Source organism: Kitasatospora sp. NPDC058032 (genome assembly GCF_042885845.1).
Classification (GTDB): Bacteria; Actinomycetota; Actinomycetes; order Streptomycetales; family Streptomycetaceae; genus Kitasatospora.
This window is the reverse complement of the sequence record NZ_JBHVRK010000019.1, coordinates 107,641-124,557: the sequence shown is the minus strand read 5'-3', so window position 1 is coordinate 124,557 and position 16,917 is coordinate 107,641. Positions and strand designations below refer to the sequence as shown.

The 16,917-nt window shown below is 75.2% G+C and carries 14 protein-coding genes; 7 read left to right on the top strand and 7 right to left on the bottom strand.

The window, feature by feature from the left end; translation table 11 throughout:
- Nucleotides 1-148 precede the first annotated feature (148 nt).
- The 5 genes from ACFVUH_RS27170 to ACFVUH_RS27150 form a co-directional block, all read right to left on the bottom strand.
- Nucleotides 149-754, bottom strand: coding sequence for a hypothetical protein (locus ACFVUH_RS27170; protein ID WP_387915853.1), 606 nt, complete (start codon nt 752-754; stop codon nt 149-151).
- Nucleotides 751-1,320 (bottom strand): hypothetical protein, encoded by a 570-nt coding sequence (locus ACFVUH_RS27165; protein WP_387915852.1) that lies wholly within the window; start codon nt 1,318-1,320, stop codon nt 751-753. Before ACFVUH_RS27165 ends, ACFVUH_RS27170 begins: the two co-directional genes overlap by 4 nt.
- Nucleotides 1,321-1,390: 70 nt before the next feature.
- Complete coding sequence (locus ACFVUH_RS27160) at nt 1,391-2,176, bottom strand: alpha/beta hydrolase (RefSeq protein ID WP_355362154.1); 786 nt, start codon at nt 2,174-2,176, stop codon at nt 1,391-1,393.
- 61 nt (nt 2,177-2,237) lie between these two features.
- Entirely contained in the window at nt 2,238-3,698 is a 1,461-nt protein-coding gene (locus tag ACFVUH_RS27155; RefSeq protein ID WP_387915851.1) for an MFS transporter, read from the bottom strand.
- Between the two features lie 101 nt (nt 3,699-3,799).
- Nucleotides 3,800-4,780 carry an NADPH:quinone reductase gene (locus tag ACFVUH_RS27150; protein ID WP_387915850.1) on the bottom strand — a complete coding sequence of 327 codons (981 nt, stop codon included), beginning with the start codon at nt 4,778-4,780 and terminating at the stop codon, nt 3,800-3,802.
- Nucleotides 4,781-5,009: 229 nt separating this feature from the next.
- On the opposite strand from ACFVUH_RS27150, the gene ACFVUH_RS27145 reads away from it, so the two are divergent.
- From ACFVUH_RS27145 to ACFVUH_RS27135, 3 genes are all read left to right on the top strand, one after another.
- A complete protein-coding gene (locus ACFVUH_RS27145) occupies nt 5,010-6,215 on the top strand; it encodes an acyltransferase family protein (RefSeq protein WP_387915849.1) in 1,206 nt (401 codons plus the stop codon).
- Nucleotides 6,216-6,242: 27 nt separating this feature from the next.
- Nucleotides 6,243-7,091 carry an NAD(P)H-binding protein gene (locus tag ACFVUH_RS27140; protein WP_387915847.1) on the top strand — a complete coding sequence of 283 codons (849 nt, stop codon included), beginning with the start codon at nt 6,243-6,245 and terminating at the stop codon, nt 7,089-7,091.
- 200 nt (nt 7,092-7,291) lie between these two features.
- Nucleotides 7,292-8,506, top strand: a complete 1,215-nt coding sequence (locus ACFVUH_RS27135) for a transposase (RefSeq protein WP_355362144.1) — start codon at nt 7,292-7,294, stop codon at nt 8,504-8,506.
- A 14-nt stretch (nt 8,507-8,520) separates the two neighbouring features.
- Here ACFVUH_RS27135 and ACFVUH_RS27130 read toward each other — a convergent pair whose 3' ends face one another.
- Both ACFVUH_RS27130 and ACFVUH_RS27125 read right to left on the bottom strand, forming a co-directional pair.
- On the bottom strand, nt 8,521-10,623 hold the full coding sequence (locus ACFVUH_RS27130; protein WP_387915845.1) for a helix-turn-helix domain-containing protein: 2,103 nt from the start codon (nt 10,621-10,623) through the stop codon (nt 8,521-8,523).
- A 155-nt stretch (nt 10,624-10,778) separates the two neighbouring features.
- Nucleotides 10,779-11,936 (bottom strand): transaldolase family protein, encoded by a 1,158-nt coding sequence (locus tag ACFVUH_RS27125; RefSeq protein ID WP_387915843.1) that lies wholly within the window; start codon nt 11,934-11,936, stop codon nt 10,779-10,781.
- A gap of 247 nt (nt 11,937-12,183) precedes the next feature.
- Between ACFVUH_RS27125 and ACFVUH_RS27120 the strand changes: the two genes are divergently transcribed.
- The 4 genes from ACFVUH_RS27120 to ACFVUH_RS27105 all read left to right on the top strand — a co-directional run bounded on the left by ACFVUH_RS27120 (nt 12,184) and on the right by ACFVUH_RS27105 (nt 16,909).
- A complete protein-coding gene (locus ACFVUH_RS27120; protein WP_355362139.1) occupies nt 12,184-12,798 on the top strand; it encodes an NAD(P)H-dependent oxidoreductase in 615 nt (204 codons plus the stop codon).
- A gap of 38 nt (nt 12,799-12,836) precedes the next feature.
- Nucleotides 12,837-14,012 carry a 3-deoxy-7-phosphoheptulonate synthase gene (locus ACFVUH_RS27115; RefSeq protein WP_387915842.1) on the top strand — a complete coding sequence of 392 codons (1,176 nt, stop codon included), beginning with the start codon at nt 12,837-12,839 and terminating at the stop codon, nt 14,010-14,012.
- A 136-nt stretch (nt 14,013-14,148) separates the two neighbouring features.
- Nucleotides 14,149-14,922 carry a 2,3-dihydro-2,3-dihydroxybenzoate dehydrogenase gene (locus ACFVUH_RS27110; RefSeq protein WP_387915841.1) on the top strand — a complete coding sequence of 258 codons (774 nt, stop codon included), beginning with the start codon at nt 14,149-14,151 and terminating at the stop codon, nt 14,920-14,922.
- Complete coding sequence (locus ACFVUH_RS27105) at nt 14,915-16,909, top strand: anthranilate synthase family protein (RefSeq protein WP_387915840.1); 1,995 nt, start codon at nt 14,915-14,917, stop codon at nt 16,907-16,909. The genes ACFVUH_RS27110 and ACFVUH_RS27105 overlap by 8 nt, the downstream gene beginning before the upstream one ends.
- Nucleotides 16,910-16,917 lie beyond the last annotated feature (8 nt).

The window sequence follows — 16,917 nt, the reverse complement described above, 5'->3', positions numbered from 1 at the left end:
GTTCGCAAGGAGATGCGGTCGGGCGCACCTCGGTTTTCGAGCGACTCCAGTGTCACAGGGGACGCCGGTCCGCTGCCAACGGCGGCCCGGGACGCCGTCGGCACCGTCCGGAGCGGGGTGGCCGCGGTGCGTGAGGAGCGGCCCGGGCTCACCTCATCAGGAAGAGGACCAGCATGCCGAGCGGGACGAGGACGAGCGCGATGAGGTAGCCGGCCACCGTGGGCGAGATCCGGTCCCGCAGCTGCCTCCGGGGCCGGACCCGGCCGGACTCCTCGGTGCTCAGCTCCCACCGGGCGAGGATGCGGCGGTACTGCTCCTCGAAGTCCGGGGAGGGGTAGAGGGGGCTGTCCGCCAGCCCGGGGAGCGCGCGGCGCCGGCCGTCGGCGAGGAACATCCGCACCTGGGACGCGGTCCCGCCCTCGGCCTTGGTGGTCCGCACGTCGATCCAGCGGATCTCCTGCCAGGGGTGGGTGCGTCCGCGCCCGAAGCCCCAGCAGACGGTGATGCCCCCGGGCCCGACCGCGCTGAAGCTCCGCCGGGCGAGCGCCAGGCCGAGGCCGATGAAGGCGAGGCTGCCGCCGGCGAGCCACAGGGCGCCGGTGAGGCCGAGGCCGCGGATGGTGGCGGCGGCCTCGACGGCCGGGACGAGGAACACCAGGGCCAGGTGTGCGGGGGACGGGCGGTAGCGGTCCCGCCCGCGGAAGACCAGGTCGCCTGCGTCCGGTGCCCCGTGCCCGGACCCGGACGGCGTCACCACTTGTGGAGCACGATCACGGGGACGACGGTGCCGATCACGACGATGGCCACCAGGGCGACCAGCTGGGAGGTCGGCAGGTCGAGGAACTTCTTCGGCGGTCGCACCCGGGCGGGCGGCTCGGTGTTGAGGTGCCACCAGTTGCGCACCCGCCACACCTGCTCGTCGAAGTCGGGGGAGGGGTGCGAGTGGTCCTGGACGAGCCCGGTCAGGAAGCGGCTGCGGCCGTTGGCGAAGTGGATCTGGAGCATGCGGCACGGCCCGAACCGGCTCTCCGTCTCGTACACCTCCATCCACCGGATGTCCTGCCAGGGGTAGGTCCGGCCGCGCCGGCGGAAGGCGCCGTGGATGGTGATCCCGGCGGGTCCGACCGTGCTCCACGTGGTGCGGGCCAGCAGGCGGGGGACGGAGAGGACGGCGATGCCGCCGATCATCCAGAGGAGGGTCGTGGTGCCGAGGTCGTACACGACCCGGGCGCCGGCGATGGCCGCGGCCATCCCGAACCAGATGGCGAAATTCCAGGACCAGTGGTACCGGTCCTTCGAGCGGAAGGTCAGTTCGTCCACGGTCGGAACCCTAAGCCCCGGGTGATCATGTGTCATCACCCGGGGCCGGACTTGTTGTTGGGGGCCGTGCTCAGCCCTCCTGGAGGACGAAGTCGCGGACCAGGCGGGACCACTCGGCGCCCTGCTCGTAGACGACGACGTGACCGCTGTCGATCTCCGCGTAGGTGCTGCCGGTGATGGCGTCGGCGAGCTCGCGGGAGAGCCCGACCGGGACGGTGGCGTCCTGGGTGCAGCCGATCACCAGGGTGCGGGCGGTGATCCGGGGCAGCAGCGGGCGGATGTCGGCGCGCAGGTTGAGGTCGATGTGGCGCAGCGCGCCCTCGGTGGGCTGGTTGCCCTTGATGATGCCTTCGAGCGCGGCGTGGTCCAGGGAGTTGAGGTGGTCGCGGCTGAACGCGGTCAGGGTGCCGAACCGGCCGAAGGCGTCGGCGTCGCCGCGGATGGCCTGCCAGGTGGTCATGTGGTTGCGCAGGTAGGCGTCGTCCGGGCGGCTCCAGCCGGAGGTGAGCACCAGGCTGCGCACCAGCTCGGGGCGCAGGGCGGCGAGGGCGGCGGCGACCAGTGAGCCGAGCGAGAAGCCGACCACGTCGGCCGGGCCGTCGCCGGCCGCCTCGATCACGGCGGCGATCTGCTCGGCGAGCAGTTCGGGGGTCAGCTCGCGGCCGTCGTCCTCGGTGTCGCCGCAGCCGGCGAAGTCCGGCAGCAGGACGGTGCGGACGTCGGTGAAGTCACCGGTGAGGTGGCCGAAGGTGCCCGCGGCGCCGAAGCCGGTGCCGTGCACGAAGACCAGGGGCGGGTGGCCGGAGCCCGCCACGGTGTAGGAGACGCGGGCGCTGGGGCTTTCGACGATGGGCATGGCGGAGGTTCTCCTCGGGGAAGCGGGACGGAAGGCGGAACGGGAAGCGGGGCGGGGTGGGTCAGGCCAGGCTCTTCGCGGCGCCGTCGTCGACGGCGTCCGCGGCCGGGCGGGGGGCGCGTTCGAAGCCGAGCGCGACCAGGACCAGGGCGACGATGCCGCCGGTGGCGACCAGGACGGCGGTGCGCAGGCCGTCGGTGGTGGCCGAGCGCAGTGCCTCGCCGGTCAGGCCCTCGGTGCCGGCGTTGGCGATCGCCACCAGGGCGCCGAGGCCGACCGCGCTGCCGACCTGCTGGCCGGTGGAGACGATGCCGGAGGCGATGCCCTGCTCGTAGGGGTGCACCCCGGTCGAGGAGGCGGCGAACATCGTGGTGAAGATGACGCCCTGGCAGACGCTGAGCACCACCAGGCCCGGCAGCAGGGCGACGTAGCTGCCGTCCGGCTCCATGGCCAGCGCCGCCGCGGCGGTGCCGAGCGCGCCGAACAGGTAGGAGGCGATCAGCGTGTTGCGGGCGCCGAAGCGGGTGGCGAGCCGGCCGCCCAGCATCGAGCCGAGGAAGCCGCAGGCCATCGGGATCAGGAAGGCGACGCCGGTGCGCAGCGCGCTGTACTCGTGCACGGTCTGGAAGTAGACGGTCAGGAAGTACAGCAGGGTGCCGAAGCTCGCCATGAACAGGAAGGTGGTGAGCACGCCGGTGGACAGGTTGCGGTTGCGGAAGAGCTGCAGCGGCATCAGCGGGTCGCCGGCCCGGGACTCGATCGCCACGAAGGCGGCGAGCAGGCCGAGGCCGAGCACAGCGGTGGTCAGCACCAGCGGCGAGGTCCAGCCGGAGGCGGGTGCCTGGACCAGGGTGAAGACCACCAGGGTGGCGCCGACGGTGGAGGTCAGCGCGCCGGGCAGGTCGAAGGAGCGTCCGCTCTCGCGCGGGCCGTCGGCGGCGATCAGCCGGGGCGCGAGCAGGGCGGCGCCGCCGGCCAGCGGCACGTTGACGTAGAAGACCGCCTGCCAGCCGAAGGCCTCGGTGAGCACCCCGCCGGCCAGCGAGCCGATGATCATGCCGCTGGCGCCGGCCGCCGCCCAGACCGACAGGGCCCGGTTGCGCTCGCGGCCCTCGGCGAAGCCGGTGACCACCAGGGCGAGGGTGGCGGGGAACAGGAAGGCGCCGCCGAGGCCCTGCAGGGCGCGGGCCGCGACCAGCAGGCCGGGGACGCCGGCCAGGCCGCCGAGCAGCGAGGAGCCGGCGTACAGCAGCAGGCCGAGGACGAACATCCGGCGGCGGCCGAAGAGGTCGGAGGCCCGGCCGCCGAAGAGCAGGAAGCCGCCGAAGGCGACCGCGTAGGCGCTGACCACCCACTGCAGGGTCTGCGCGGAGAAACCGAGGCCGCTGCCGATCTCCGGGAGCGCCACGTAGACGATGTTGTAGTCGATCGAGACGATCAACTGGGCGAACGCCAGCAGGGCCAGCAGGAGGCCCGAGCGGCGCGGCCCGGCGGCCTGCTCGGCGCCGGCGGACGGGGACATGGGGGAGCCTTTCGGAGGCGGTCGGGGGAGCGTCGGCCAGGGGCGTACGGGTGTACGGGTGTACGGGCGTGCGGGAGGTGCGGGGGACGCGGGGCGAGCCGTCACGGCCCGGGGGTCAGGACGACCCGTCGGCCGTTCAACTCGCCCTTCTCCAGCCGCTGGTGGGTCTCGCCGGCGGCGCTCAGCGGATGGATCTCCAGGGCCCGCGGGCGCAGCCGGCCGGCGGCGAGCAGCCGGTTGACGGCGACCGCGGCCTCGGCGAGTTCGGCGGTGGTGGCGTGCGAGATGACGAACCCGCGGATCGAGCCGTCCTTCATGTAGAGCCGGCCGGCGGGCAGTTCGGGGCGGGAGCGGGCGCCGGCGAGCAGCACGATCCGGCCGCGCGGGGCGAGCAGGTCGACGGCGGTGGCGAGGTCGTTGGTGCCGGAGGTGTCGAGGTGGACGTCGATGCCGCCGGGGCAGGCGGCGCGGAGCAGGTCGGGCAGGTCGGGGGCACGGTAGTCGAGCACCTCGGCGGCACCGAGGGCCCGGCAGTGCCCGGCGTCGGCGGGGTCCGCGGTGGCGACCACCCGCGCCCCGGCCTCGGCGGCCAGCACGATCAGGGCGCCGCCGACGTTGCCGCCCCCGCCGCCGACCAGCACGGTCTCGCCGGTGCGCAGCCCGCCGTGGGTGAACAGGGCGAGGTACGCGGTGGCCGCGGGGTGGACGACGGCGACGGCCTCGGCCGGGTCGGTGTCCGGGGGCAGGTGGTAGAGCCGGTCGGCGGGGACGGCCGCGCGCTCGGCCGCCGCGCCCTGCCGGCCCCCGTGGCCGAGGCTGTTGCTCCAGACCCGGTCACCGGGGGTGAAGCCGGGGGCGCCGGGGCCGGCCCGGACCACCGTGCCCACGAGGTCCCGCCCGATCACGAACGGGAAGGGCAGTGCGGTCGGGAAGAGCCCCGAGCGGACGAAGGTGTCGACCGGGTTGACCGACACGGCGGTCACCTCGACCAGGACATCGGTGGGACCGGGGACCGGCTCGGGCACCTCGCCGTGACGGATGAGGGTGGCCGGTCCGAGCTGCGGAATGAACGCTGCACGCATGGGGCCGATCCTGCGGGAGATGCGCACGGGCGGCGTCGGATCGCGGCATCGTTCGTCAACTCCCTTGTCTCGGAAGGAAAGCCGGGTGGGGACGGGTTGTCCCCCGACCTGACATAGATGCTACACCGATCGGTGCAATCTCTCATCTGCACGGAGTAGTTTACTTGGCCTGCGGGTGGGGCCGGCCTGCCTCCGTCCCCACCCATCGCCCGACCCCAAGGACGGAACCATGGCCACCGACCGACTCCTCGCCCAGCCGGGACCGAGACCCGCCGGCGGGAGCGGACCGGGCACGACGCGCCCAGCCGCCGTCCGTCTGCCGTCCCTGACCGGCCTGCGCTTCCCCGCCGCCCTCGCGGTCTTCGCCTACCACGCGGCGCTGCCGATCCCCACCCTGCGGTTCTTCGCCGACGACAGCACCGAGTACCGCTTCACCGACCTCGCCGACCAGGCCGGCGGCCTCGGCGTGGCCTTCTTCTTCGTGCTCAGCGGCTTCGTGCTGACCTGGTCGGCCCGCCCCGGCGACACCGCCACCGGCTTCTGGCGGCGGCGCCTGGTCAAGATCGTCCCGAACTACGTGGTCACCTGGGCGCTGGCCCTGGTGCTGTTCGCGGGCGCCTACACCCCGGTCCGCACCGCGGTGCTCAACCTGCTGATGCTGCAGGTCTGGATACCCGACTTCAACACCTACTTCAGCGTCGACCCGCCGAGCTGGTCGCTCGGCGCCGAGCTGGTCTTCTACCTCTCCTTCCCGCTGCTGCACCGGGTGCTGCGCGCGATCCGCCCCGAGCGGCTGCCGTACTGGACAGCCGGGGCGGTCGCCGCCGTCGTCGCCACCCCCGCCCTCGCCTACCTGCTGCTGCCCGACACCCCGGGCGTTCCCGGGGGCTACCAGGCCTCGGTCTCCCAGTACTGGTTCGCCTACGTGCTCCCGCCGGTGCGGATGGTCGACTTCGCGCTCGGCATCCTGGTCGCGCTCGCGGTGCGCTCCGGCCGCTGGCGCGACATCGGCATGGTCTGGTCCGGTGTGCTGCTGGTGGCCGGCTACGCCGCCACCCGCTGGGTGCCCTACCTGTACGCCCAGCGCGCCCTCACCGTGCTGCCGATCGCGCTGCTGGTCGCGGCCACCGCGATCGCCGACCGGGACGGCCGGTTCACCCCCTTCCGCAACCGGACGATGACCTGGCTCGGCGAGATCTCCTTCGCCTTCTACCTGCTGCACTTCATCGTGCTGACCGAGCTGCGCGACCTGCTCGGCACCCGGATGTACTCCACCGTCGAGGGTGTCGGCCTGCTGTTGCTCGCCATCGCGGTGACCGTGCTGCTCTCCTGGGTGCTGTACCGGTTGGTCGAGGCGCCGGTCACCCGGCGGTTCTCCGCCCCGCGCCGCAAGCCGGCCGGCACGACCACGTCCCCGTCCTCCCCATCGTCCTGACCCGCGTTCAGAAAGCGAGCCGTACCCATGGGCAAGATCCTCGTCACCGGGGCGACCGGCCAGGTCGGCGCCGAGGTGCTGGCACACCTGCTGGCGGCCGGCGCCGACGTCCGGGCCGGCGCCCGGACCCCCGAGAAGCTGACGCCGCCGGCCGAGGTCGAGACCGTCGTGCTCGACCTCACCGACCCCGACACCCACGCCCCGGCGCTGGCCGGGGTGGAGAAGGTGTTCCTCTACGCCGTCCCGCAGGGCACGGCCGGCTTCCTCGCCGCGGCGAAGGAGGCGGGAGTGCGGCACGTCGTGGTGCTCTCCTCGCAGACCGTGGTGGAGTCCTTCCCGGTGCAGAAGCCGATCGTCGAGATGCACCGCGCGGTCGAGGAGGCGGTGCTCGCCTCCGGGATCCCGCACACCTTCCTGCGGCCGCACAACTTCGCCACCAACATCCTGATGTGGGGCTGGCCGGAGTCGATCCGGGCCGAGGGGCGGATCCGCTTCCCGTACCCGGAGTCGCACAGCGACGCGATCCACGAGAAGGACATCGCCGCGGTCGCGGCGGCCGTGCTCACCGGGGCGGGCCACGAGGGGCAGGCGTACTTCCTCAGCGGCCCGGTCTCGATCACCCAGCGCGAGCAGCTGGCGGCGCTGTCCGAGGCGCTCGGACGGCCGCTGGAGTTCGAGGAGCTGACCGAGGCCGAGGCGCGCGAGGCGCTCGCCCCGATCGTGCCGGTCTGGGTGATGGACGCGGTGGTCGGCTACTGGGCCGGCTCCGACGCCGTCCCCACCGAGGTGTCCGACACGGTGGAGCGGCTCACCGGCCGCCCGGCCCGGACCTTCGCCGAGTGGGCCCGCGACCACGCCGCGGACTTCACCGCCTGAGCACCGGGCCCGGTGCCCGACCGAGCCCGGCCGCCGGGCCCCGCCGTACCGGAATGCGGAACCCCCGCACCGGTCGGCGGGACCCCGGTGGCCGGGCCACCACCGACCGCGCCGGACGGGTGGGCCGCGCACCTTAGCGGGACGGGGCGCGAACCCTAGCGTGAGCACGGCGCAGCCACACCGCGATTCGAGGGGGACCGATGAGCGGAACAGCCATCACCCGACCCCTGCCGGTGGAGCCGCAGGCCCCGCCGGAGGACGGCCGGTTGCTCGACGCCTCGCACGAGGTGCTGCTCAAGGAGCTGTGCGCGGTGCTGTTCGCCTCGCTCCCGCGCAGCGACCAGCGCCGTAAGGGGGACCAGTACCTGCGCGGACTGCTCGGCGCGAGCGGACGCAAGTCGATCCGCAACATCGCCACCGTGGTCGGCGGTCCGGCCGCCGAGCAGAGCCTGCACCACTTCATCACCAGCTCCACCTGGGACTGGGGCCCGGTCCGCCAGGCGCTGGCCCAGCACCTCGCCCGGATCGCCCCGCCGCAGGCCTACGTGCTGCGCCCGATGGTCGTCCCGAAGGCCGGCGACCACTCGGTGGGCGTGGACCGCCGCTTCATCCCGGCCCTCGGCCAGGTGCTCAACGCCCAGCAGGCGGTGGGCGTCTGGGCCGCCTCGGAGAGCTTCAGCGGGCCGGTCAACTGGCGGCTGCACCTGCCGCGCACCTGGCTGGAGGACGCGCCGCGGCGCAGCCAGGCCCTGATCCCGGACGAGGTGGACGCGGAGAGCCTCGGCGACTGCGCGCTGGAGGCGGTGCTCGGCCTGCCCGCCCGCTGGGGCCTGCCGGCCCGCCCGGTGGTCGCGGACGCCCGGGACGCCGACGGGCTGCGGCTGGTGCGCCGGATGCGGGCCGAGCGGCTGCCGATGCTGGTCCGGGTGAACGGCTCCTTCCCGCTGCGGCCGGTGGCGCCGCTGCCCGGCCACCCGGCCGGGCCCGGGCCGGCCTGCCAACTGCTCACCGCCGCCCGGGAACTGCGCCGGCCGGTGGTCTGGTCGGACGCGGCGGGCGCGCTGCGCGCCGGGCTGGTGGCCGCGGTGCGGGTGCGTCCGGCCTGGCCGGGTCCCGCCCGGGCGAACCGGGGGCGGCGCGGCGGCGCGGACCTGCTGCTGCTCGGGGTGGGCACGGTCGGCGGGCGCTGGCCGGCTGAGCTGTGGCTCACCGACCTGGTGGACCTGCCGCCGGCCGGGCTGGTGCGGCTGGCCCGGCTGGCCGATCGGGTGGACCGGGACTTCACCCGGACCGCCGACCGGGTCGGGGTGCGGGACTTCGCCGGGCGCTCGTTCGGCGGCTGGCACCGGCACATCACGCTGGCCTCGGCGGCGCACGCGGTGGCGGTGCTGGCCCGCGGCGACGACCGGCCGTGAGCCTCGGGCGGGTGTCAGCCGCCCGGGCCGGGGTGGCCGTTGCGGGTGTCGCTCGGGTCGCGGGCGTCCCGGACGTCCCGGGCGTCGAGGGTGTCGGGGCTGTCGCGGCCGTCCCGGCCCTCGCGCCCGTCCCGGGTGTTGCGGGTGTTGCGGTCGAGCAGCACCCGGCGCACCCGGCAGAGCTTGAGCGCCAGCTGGATCTCGAAGGAGCGCTCGGGCTTCAGCCAGTCCGGGCCGAGCAGCTCGCCGATCCGCTCCAGCCGCCGGGCCACCGTGTTGGGGTGCACATGCAGCCGCTGCGCCGCGTGGGTCGGGCTGTTGCCGGTCTCGAACCAGGCCTGCAGGGTGCGGGTCAGCTCGGTGAGCCGCTGCCGGTCGTAGTCGAGGACCGGCCCGACGGCCGACTCGATGAACCCGTCGATGTCATGGTTGTCCGCCAACAGAACGCCCACGAACCCGAGTTCGCGAGCCGAGGCGGCGCGGCCGACGGCGCCCAGCGAGGTCATCGCGTCCAGGCAGCGCAGCGCCTCGCGGTAGCCGTGCAGGACCGAGGTCGGGTCGCAGACCGGCCCGGCCGCGCCGACCGTCACCGGCAGGCCGAGCAGCGGGGTGAGCTCCTCGGCGACCGCCCGGGCGGCCCGGCCCGGATCGGCACCGGGCAGCAGCAGCACCGCCCGGCCGTTGTGCACCCGTTTGAGGCCGCCCATCCGGTGGGCGTACAGGCCGGCCCAGGTCGCGGTCCGGCCCTGGGCCTCGCCCTCGGGCCGGGCGACCACCAGGACGTGCTCGGCGGACAGGTCGATGCCCAGCCGGTGGGCCCGCGCGGCCAGTTGCTGGGGCGGGCGCTGCGGGTTGCTGAGCAGTTCGTCGAGCAGCTCGTCGCGGACCGGGCGGGCCGGGGCGGCCGACCGCTCGCCCTCCAGCAGCAGGGCGACCGCGAGGGCCTGCGCGACGCTCTGGCAGAACTCCGCGGCCCGTTCGGCGCGCCGGTCGGACGGGCGGGCGAGCAGGGTGCCGAGGTCCGTCGAACCGGCCCGCACCGGGGCGGCCCAGAGCGGTCCGGCCAGCCGGAGCGGACGCCCGGCCGCGTGGGTGTCGACGGCGGTGGCCAGCACGGTCGGCTCGTCGAGCTCGGGCAGCTCGCCGGCCGAGGCGAGCACGGTGCCGTCGCTGGCGTACACCCGCAGGCCCAGGTCGAGCCGGCGGCCGGCGTCCCGGACCAGGGCGTGCGGGTCGCGTCCGGAGAGTGCCAGGTCGACCAGGCTCCGGTGCACCTCGGCGAGTTCACCGGCCGGGTCCGCCCGGTCCGTGTCGTCCGAACGGTTCGCGCCGTCCGAACGGTCCGCCGGGTCCGCCGGGTCGACCGGCCGGACCGGTGGTCCGGCGGGCGCCCGGGAGGCCCGCTCCAGCAGCCGGGCCTTCTCGATCGCCACCCCGGCGAGGTCGCCGAGCGCGGCCATCAGCGAGATCTCGTCGGTGGTGAAGTAGCGCACCGCGCGCTCGGCGACGTACAGCGTGCCGAACGGACGGCCGCGGTGGCCCAGCGGGACGGCCATCACCGCCCGCAGCCCCTCGGCGCGGATCGTCGCGTCGACCACCGGGCTGCGCCGGATCCGCTCGTCGGCGAGGTAGTCCGGGGTCCAGAACGGTCCCGGGTCGGCCGGTACGCCGCCGCCCAGGCCGAAGCCGTCGGGCACGGCCAGACCGGCCCGCAGCGACCCGCAGGTGCCGTCGGTGGTGCGGATCCGCACCGGCCCCGGCCCCGGCTCGCCGCCGGGCGGTTCGGTGGTGGTCAGGCAGGACAGGTCGGCGCCCAGCAGCAGCCGGGCCCGGCGGGTGATCACCCGCAGCAGGCTGTCCAGCTCGTACGGCAGGGCCAGGTCGCGGGCGGTGTCGGCGAGTGCGGTCAGCCCGGCCTCGCGCCGGCGGCGGCGCTGGGACTGGGAGCGGATGGACAGACCGAGCTGCTCGATCCGGCAGAGCGCCTCCCGTTCCCGGGCGGACTCGCAGCCCCGCCGGGCCTGCTCGACCAGCTCCGCCACCTCGGCGGCCGGCGCCTCGCTGGCCAGCAGTTCCAGGACGTTGAACGCGATTGAGTCGGCCGACCGTCGCGCCATGACCTTCCCTCCCCCAGGCCCTCCTGGACGAAGGAGTGCGTGACGGCCTGCTGATCGGAAGGTATGCGGGGGCGGTTGGTCCCGTCAAGAACGGGTCCGGGCACCCGACGGGGACACATGCCAAGGCGATGACGGCACGTCAGTGATCGTTGCGATCAGCTCAGTCGGGCCGGTTCCGGATCGCCGGACAGGCCGGCCGGGCGGCCCTCGACGGCGGTGTGCAGCCGCCGCCAGTGCTCGACCAGCCCGGGGACGCTCTCCTCCTCCAGCCGCCGGGCCACCGCGCCGTAGTCGATGCCGAGCCGGCCCAGCCGGTCGAGCACCGCGCGGGCCGCCTCGTGCCGGCCGAGCAGGGTGTCGCCCTCCAGCCGGAGCTTGCGGACCGCCTCCTCCAGCACCGGCCGGGTCATCGCGTGCGCGGTGCCCCAGGACACCAGACCGGCCACGTACCGGGCCTGCGCGGCGGCCCCGCCGAGCGCCGAGTCGGTCCACAGCAGCCGCTGCGGGCGGGCCCCGGAGGCGCGCAGGGTGCGCCAGCGGCCGTCGCCGAGCCGGTCCTCGTAGGCCCGGTACATCAGCCGGGCCGCGGCCTGGGCGGTGAGGCCGCGCAGCGCCGCGGCGTCCGGACCGGGGATCGCGGCGAGCCGCCGGTCGATCTCCCGGTCGACCCGGCCGACCGGCAGCGAGGCCACCGAGGCGATGCCGGCCAGCCGGTGGCCGGCCGCCAGTGCCTGCTCCAGACCGTCGAAGTAGGCGTCCACCACCTGCCCGTAGCGCCGTACCGAGTAGAGGCCGGTGGCGTGCACGCCGAGCCCCAGGCCCAGGCAGTCGCGGATCGCGGCCAGCCCGGCGGGGGTGGCCGGGATCTTCACCAGCAGGTTGGGCCGGTCCACCGCGCGGGCCAGTTCGACGGCCTCCGCGACGGTCGCGGCCGGATCGTGGGCCAGCCGCGGGTCCAGGTCGGCGGAGACCAGGCCGTCGTGGCCGTGGGTGGTGCGGAAGACGCCGAGGAACTCCTCGCAGATCAGCCGCAGGTCGTGCACGGTGGCGGCCCAGACCGAGCCCTCGGCGGAGACGTGGTGGCCGGCCAGCCGGGCCAACTGGTCGGCGTAGGCCGGATCGTGCCGCAGCGGGCCGGCCAGCAGGGCGGGGTTGGTGGTGGCGCCGCGCAGACCGCTGCGCTCGATCAGCCGGCCGAGCAGGCCCGAGGTGGCCAGACCGCGGTGGATCCCGTCCAGCCAGGGCGAGACGCCCTCGGAGATCAACGGCCGCAGGTCTCCGGTGCGGGGCGAGGCGGCCGGCGGCTTCTTCACTGCGGGATCACTGCTCCTCGGCTCTGCGACGGTCCGCAAACGGGCCGTGGACCGAGGATAGGGAGCAATTCGTGCCCGGAAAAGTGAGCCCTCCGGTCAATGTCAGGTCGGGGCCGGTGAAGTGATCGGCGAGTATTTGATGGAGTCCGCCGCCACCTGACGAAGTGCCGGGAACTCCGTTGGCCGCTCGCCGGTCCACGGTCAACCATCGGGGGAACGCGCCGCCGTCCCCGAGGAGTTCACCGCCGTGACCACCATTGCCGTCATCTATTACTCGTCGACCGGAAATGTCGCCAGGCTGGCCGAGGCGGCGGCCGACGCCGCCGGGAAGGCGGGCGCCGAGGTGCGGCTGCGCCGGATCGCGGACCTGCCGGACGACACCTACGTGCCGGGCACCGAGGAGGCCGCCCGGGAGCTGCGGGTCCGTACCGCGGACGTGCCCGAGGCCACCCTCGACGACCTGGCCTGGGCGGACGGCATCCTGATCGGCACCCCGGTGCGGTTCGGCCTGCCGGCCGCGCCGGTGCTGCGGTTCGTCGACTCGACGGCGCCGCTGTCGATCCCCGGCGGGCTGGCCGACAAGGCGGTCTCCGCGTTCACCTCGGGCTCGGCGCCGCGCGGCGGCCACGAGACGACGATCCTCGCGCTGCACAACGCGTTCTGCCACTGGGGCTCGCTGATCCTGGCCACCGGCTCCACCGACCCGGTGCTGTTCCGCCCCAACAACGGCAACCCGTACGGGGCCAGCGCGGTCTCCCGCAACGTGCCCGGTCAGGTGCACGAGGAGAACATCGCCGCCGTCGAGTTCCAGGCCCGCCGGGTGGTCCGGGTGGCCGGACTGGTCCGCGGTCTCGCCGACTAGCGACCGGGCGGGTCCGCCCACCCGGGAGGGAGAGCACAGTGCACGACCCGCTCGCGGCCGTCCTCGCCGGCCGCCCCGCCGGGCAGCAGCCCGATTGGCCGGATCCGGTCGAACTCGCCGCCGTCCGAAAAGAGTTGGCCGACCGACCGGCTCTGGTGGCAGCCGCCGGGGTGCACCGGCTGCGCGCCCTGCTCGCCCGGGTCGCGCAGGGCCGCGCGCACGTCCTGCAGGCCGGCGACTGCGCCGAGGACCCCCAGGAGAGCACCTTCGGGGACGTCGCCCGCAAGGCCGCGCTGCTCGACCTGCTGGCCGGCCGGCTGAAGCTCACCACGCACCGCCCGGTGGTGCGGATCGGCCGGATCGGCGGCCAGTACGCCAAGCCCCGTTCGCGCCCCACCGAGCGGTGCGACGGCATCGAACTCCCGGTCTACCGCGGCCATCTGGTCAACGGTCCGGAACCCGACCGGGCCCGGCGCACCCCGGACCCGCGCCGGCTGACGGCCGGCTACGAGGCGGCCCGGCGGGTGATGGACCACCTCGGCCGGCTCGCCCCCGGCGAACCGGCCGCCGTCGGGCCGCCGCCGTGGACCAGCCACGAGGCGCTGCTGCTGGACTACGAACTGCCGCTGCTGCGCCGGGACGAGCGGGGCCGGCCGCTGCTCGCCTCCACGCACTTCCCGTGGATCGGCGAGCGCACCCGCGACCCCGACGGCGCCCATGTGGCGCTGCTCGCCCGGGTGGTGAACCCGGTCGGCTGCAAGGTCGGCCCGGCCACCGCGGTGGAGGAGCTGCTGCGGCTGTGCGCCCTGCTCGACCCGGGCCGCGAGCCCGGCCGGCTCACCCTGATCGCCCGGCTCGGCGCGGACCGGGTCGCCGAGGTCCTGCCCGGGCTGGTCCGCGCCGTCCGCACGGCCGGCCACCCGGTGGTCTGGCTCAGCGACCCGATGCACGGCAACACCGTCACCGGGCCGGACGGGCTGAAGACCCGGCTGGTGCCGGCGCTGGTGCGGGAGGTCGAGGCGTTCCAGCAGGCCGTCCGCTCCGAGGGCGGCGTCGACGGGGGACTGCACCTGGAGACCACCCCGGACGACGTCACCGAGTGCGCCGACGACGGGGCCGGGCTGGCCCGGGTCGGCGACAAGTACACGAGCCTGTGCGACCCGAGGCTCAACCCGGGCCAGGCGCTCGCCGTGGTGTCCGCCTGGCGCCCCTGAGCCCCGGTCCCGGCCCGAGTCCGGCCCGAACCCGGGTCCGGGCCGGGCACCGCACCACCCCGTTCCGTCCCGTGCACCACCCCAACCCACCCGCGGCCCACGTCCCCCGGGCCGCGTCCCCCAGGGAGGTCCGCACATGAGAAACAAGGTGGCATTCGTCACCGGCGCGGCGGGCGGCATCGGCGCCGCCGTGGTCCGGCTGCTGGCCGAGCGCGGTGCGCTCGTCGCGGCCGTGGACCGGGACGCCGAGCGCCTCGCCGAGCTCGCCGGCAAGCTGACCGCCGAGGGCCGCACGGTGGCCGCGATCCCCGCCGACGTCACCGACAGCGCCTCCGTCGAGGCCGCCGTCGAGGCCGCCGAGCAGCGGCTGGGACCGCTCGACCACCTGGTCAACAACGCCGGGGTGCTGCGGCTCGGCGCGATCCGCGACCTCAGCGACGAGGACTGGCGGACCACCTTCGCGATCAACGCCGAGGGTGTCTTCCGGGTCTCCCGGGCGGTGGTCCGCCGGATGATCCCGCGCGGGCACGGCGCGATCGTCACGGTGGCCTCCAACGCGGGCCTCGTGCCGCGCACCGAGATGGCGGCCTACGCGGCCTCCAAGGCGGCGGCCACCCACTTCACCCGCAGCCTCGGCCTGGAGGTGGCCCGGTACGGCATCCGCTGCAACGTGGTCGCGCCCGGCTCCACCGACACCCCGATGCTCAGCGCCATGTGGTCGGACGGCGAGGCCGGGCGGGCCGCCACCGTCGCCGGGCTGCCGTCCGCCTACAAGGTCGGCATCCCGCTCGGCAAGCTGGGCCGCCCCGAGGACGTCGCAAACGCGGTGGCCTTCCTGCTCTCCGACGAGGCCGGCCACGTCACCCTGCACGCGCTCACGGTGGACGGGGGTGCCGGGCTCGGTGCGTAACGACCGACCGTCCCCGCTGGACCGGGTGCTGGCCGACGGGCCGCCCGCGTTCGCGCTGCTGCACCGGCCGGAGGCCACCGGCCCCGGCCTGGTGGAGCTGCTGATCGGCGAGGTGTCCGCCCCGGCGGTGCTGGCCGACCTGCCACTGTCCGAGGAGCCCGGGGAGCCGGCGCGGCCCGGGGAACCGGCCGGCGAGCGGCACGAGCTGCTCGCCCTGGTCCCCTACCGGCAGATCGCCGAGCGCGGCTTCGAGGCCCCGGACGACGGCGCCCCGCTGCTCGCGCTGACCGTCACCGAGCAGGCCGTGCTGCCGCTCGCCGACCTGCTCGCCCGGCTCCCGGACGGGCCGATCGAGCTGACCGGCGGCGGCTTCGACCTCGGCGACGAGGAGTACGCGCAGACCGTCCGCCGGGTGCTCGCCGAGGAGATCGGTGAGGGCACCGGCGCCAACTTCGTGCTCAAGCGCTCCTACCTGGCCGGTGTCGCCGGGGACGCCGGGTCCGCCGCGCTCACCCTGTTCGGCCGGCTGCTGCAGCGGGAGAGCGGCGCCTACTGGACCTTCCTGGTGCACACCGGGGAGCGGACGCTGGTCGGCGCCACCCCGGAGCGGCACATCAGCGTGCACGGCGGGCGGGCGGTGATGAACCCGATCAGCGGCACCTACCGCTACCCGGAGCGCGGCCCGGACCTCGACGGGCTGATGGACTTCCTGGCCGACCGCAAGGAGAGCGAGGAGCTCTCCATGGTGCTCGACGAGGAACTCAAGATGATGGCCCGGATCTGCCCGGGCGGCGGCCGGGTGGTCGGCCCGTACCTCAAGGAGATGGCCCGGCTCGCGCACACCGAGTACTTCATCGAGGGCCGCACCGGCCGGGACCCGCGCGAGGTGCTGCGCGAGACGCTGTTCGCGCCGACGGTGACCGGCAGCCCGCTGGAGTCCGCCGCCCGGGTGATCGCCAAGTACGAGCCCGGCGGCCGGGGTTACTACAGCGGGGTGGCCGCGCTGATCGGCCGGGACGCGGCCGGCGGGCGCACTCTGGACTCCGGCATCCTGATCCGCACCGCCGAGATCGCGCCCGGCGGCCGGCTGCGGATCGGCGTCGGGGCGACCCTGGTGCGGCACTCCGACCCGCTCTCCGAGGTGGCCGAGACCAGGGCCAAGGCGGCCGGCCTGCTGGCCGCGCTGACCGAGGGCGGCCGGGACCGGTTCGCCGCGCACCCGCGGGTGCGGGCGGCGCTGGCCGGTCGCAACGGGGGCCTGGCGGACTTCTGGCTGGCCGGGGAGGCGGAGCGGGCCGGGCCGCGCCCCGGGCTGGCCGGGCGGCGGGTGCTGGTGGTGGACGCCGAGGACACCTTCACCGCGATGATCGGCCACCAGTTGCGGGCGCTCGGCCTGGAGGTCGAGGTCCGCCGGTTCGACGAGCCGTACGCGCTCGCCGGGACGGACCTGGTGGTGCTCGGGCCGGGGCCCGGGGACCCGCGCGACACCGCGCACCCGAAGATCGCCCATCTCCGCTCGGCGGTCCGGGAGTTGCTGGCCGCGCGGCGGCCCTTCCTGGCGGTCTGCCTGAGCCACCAGGTGCTCAGCGCCGAGCTGGGGCTGCCGCTGGTCCGCCGCGCGGTGCCCAACCAGGGCGTGCAGCGCGCGATCGACCTGTTCGGCGCCGCCGAGCGGGTCGGCTTCTACAACACCTTCGCCGCCTCCTGGCAGCCCGACGAGGCCGACGAAGCCGGTGCGGGCGGGCCGGGCGGGCCGGACGGGCCGGTGTGGTTCGAGGCGCCCGGGGTCGGCCCGGTGCGGATCGCCCGGGACGCCGCGACCGGCGAGGTGCACGCGCTGCGCGGACCGGGCTTCGCCTCGGTGCAGTTCCACGCCGAGTCGGTGCTCACCCGTGACGGCGTGCGGATCACCGGGGATCTGATCGAACACGCGTTGGCATTACCGTCCGCCGGGCGGAAAGCGCCGGAACGGCCGGAATTCCCCTGACGAGTCGT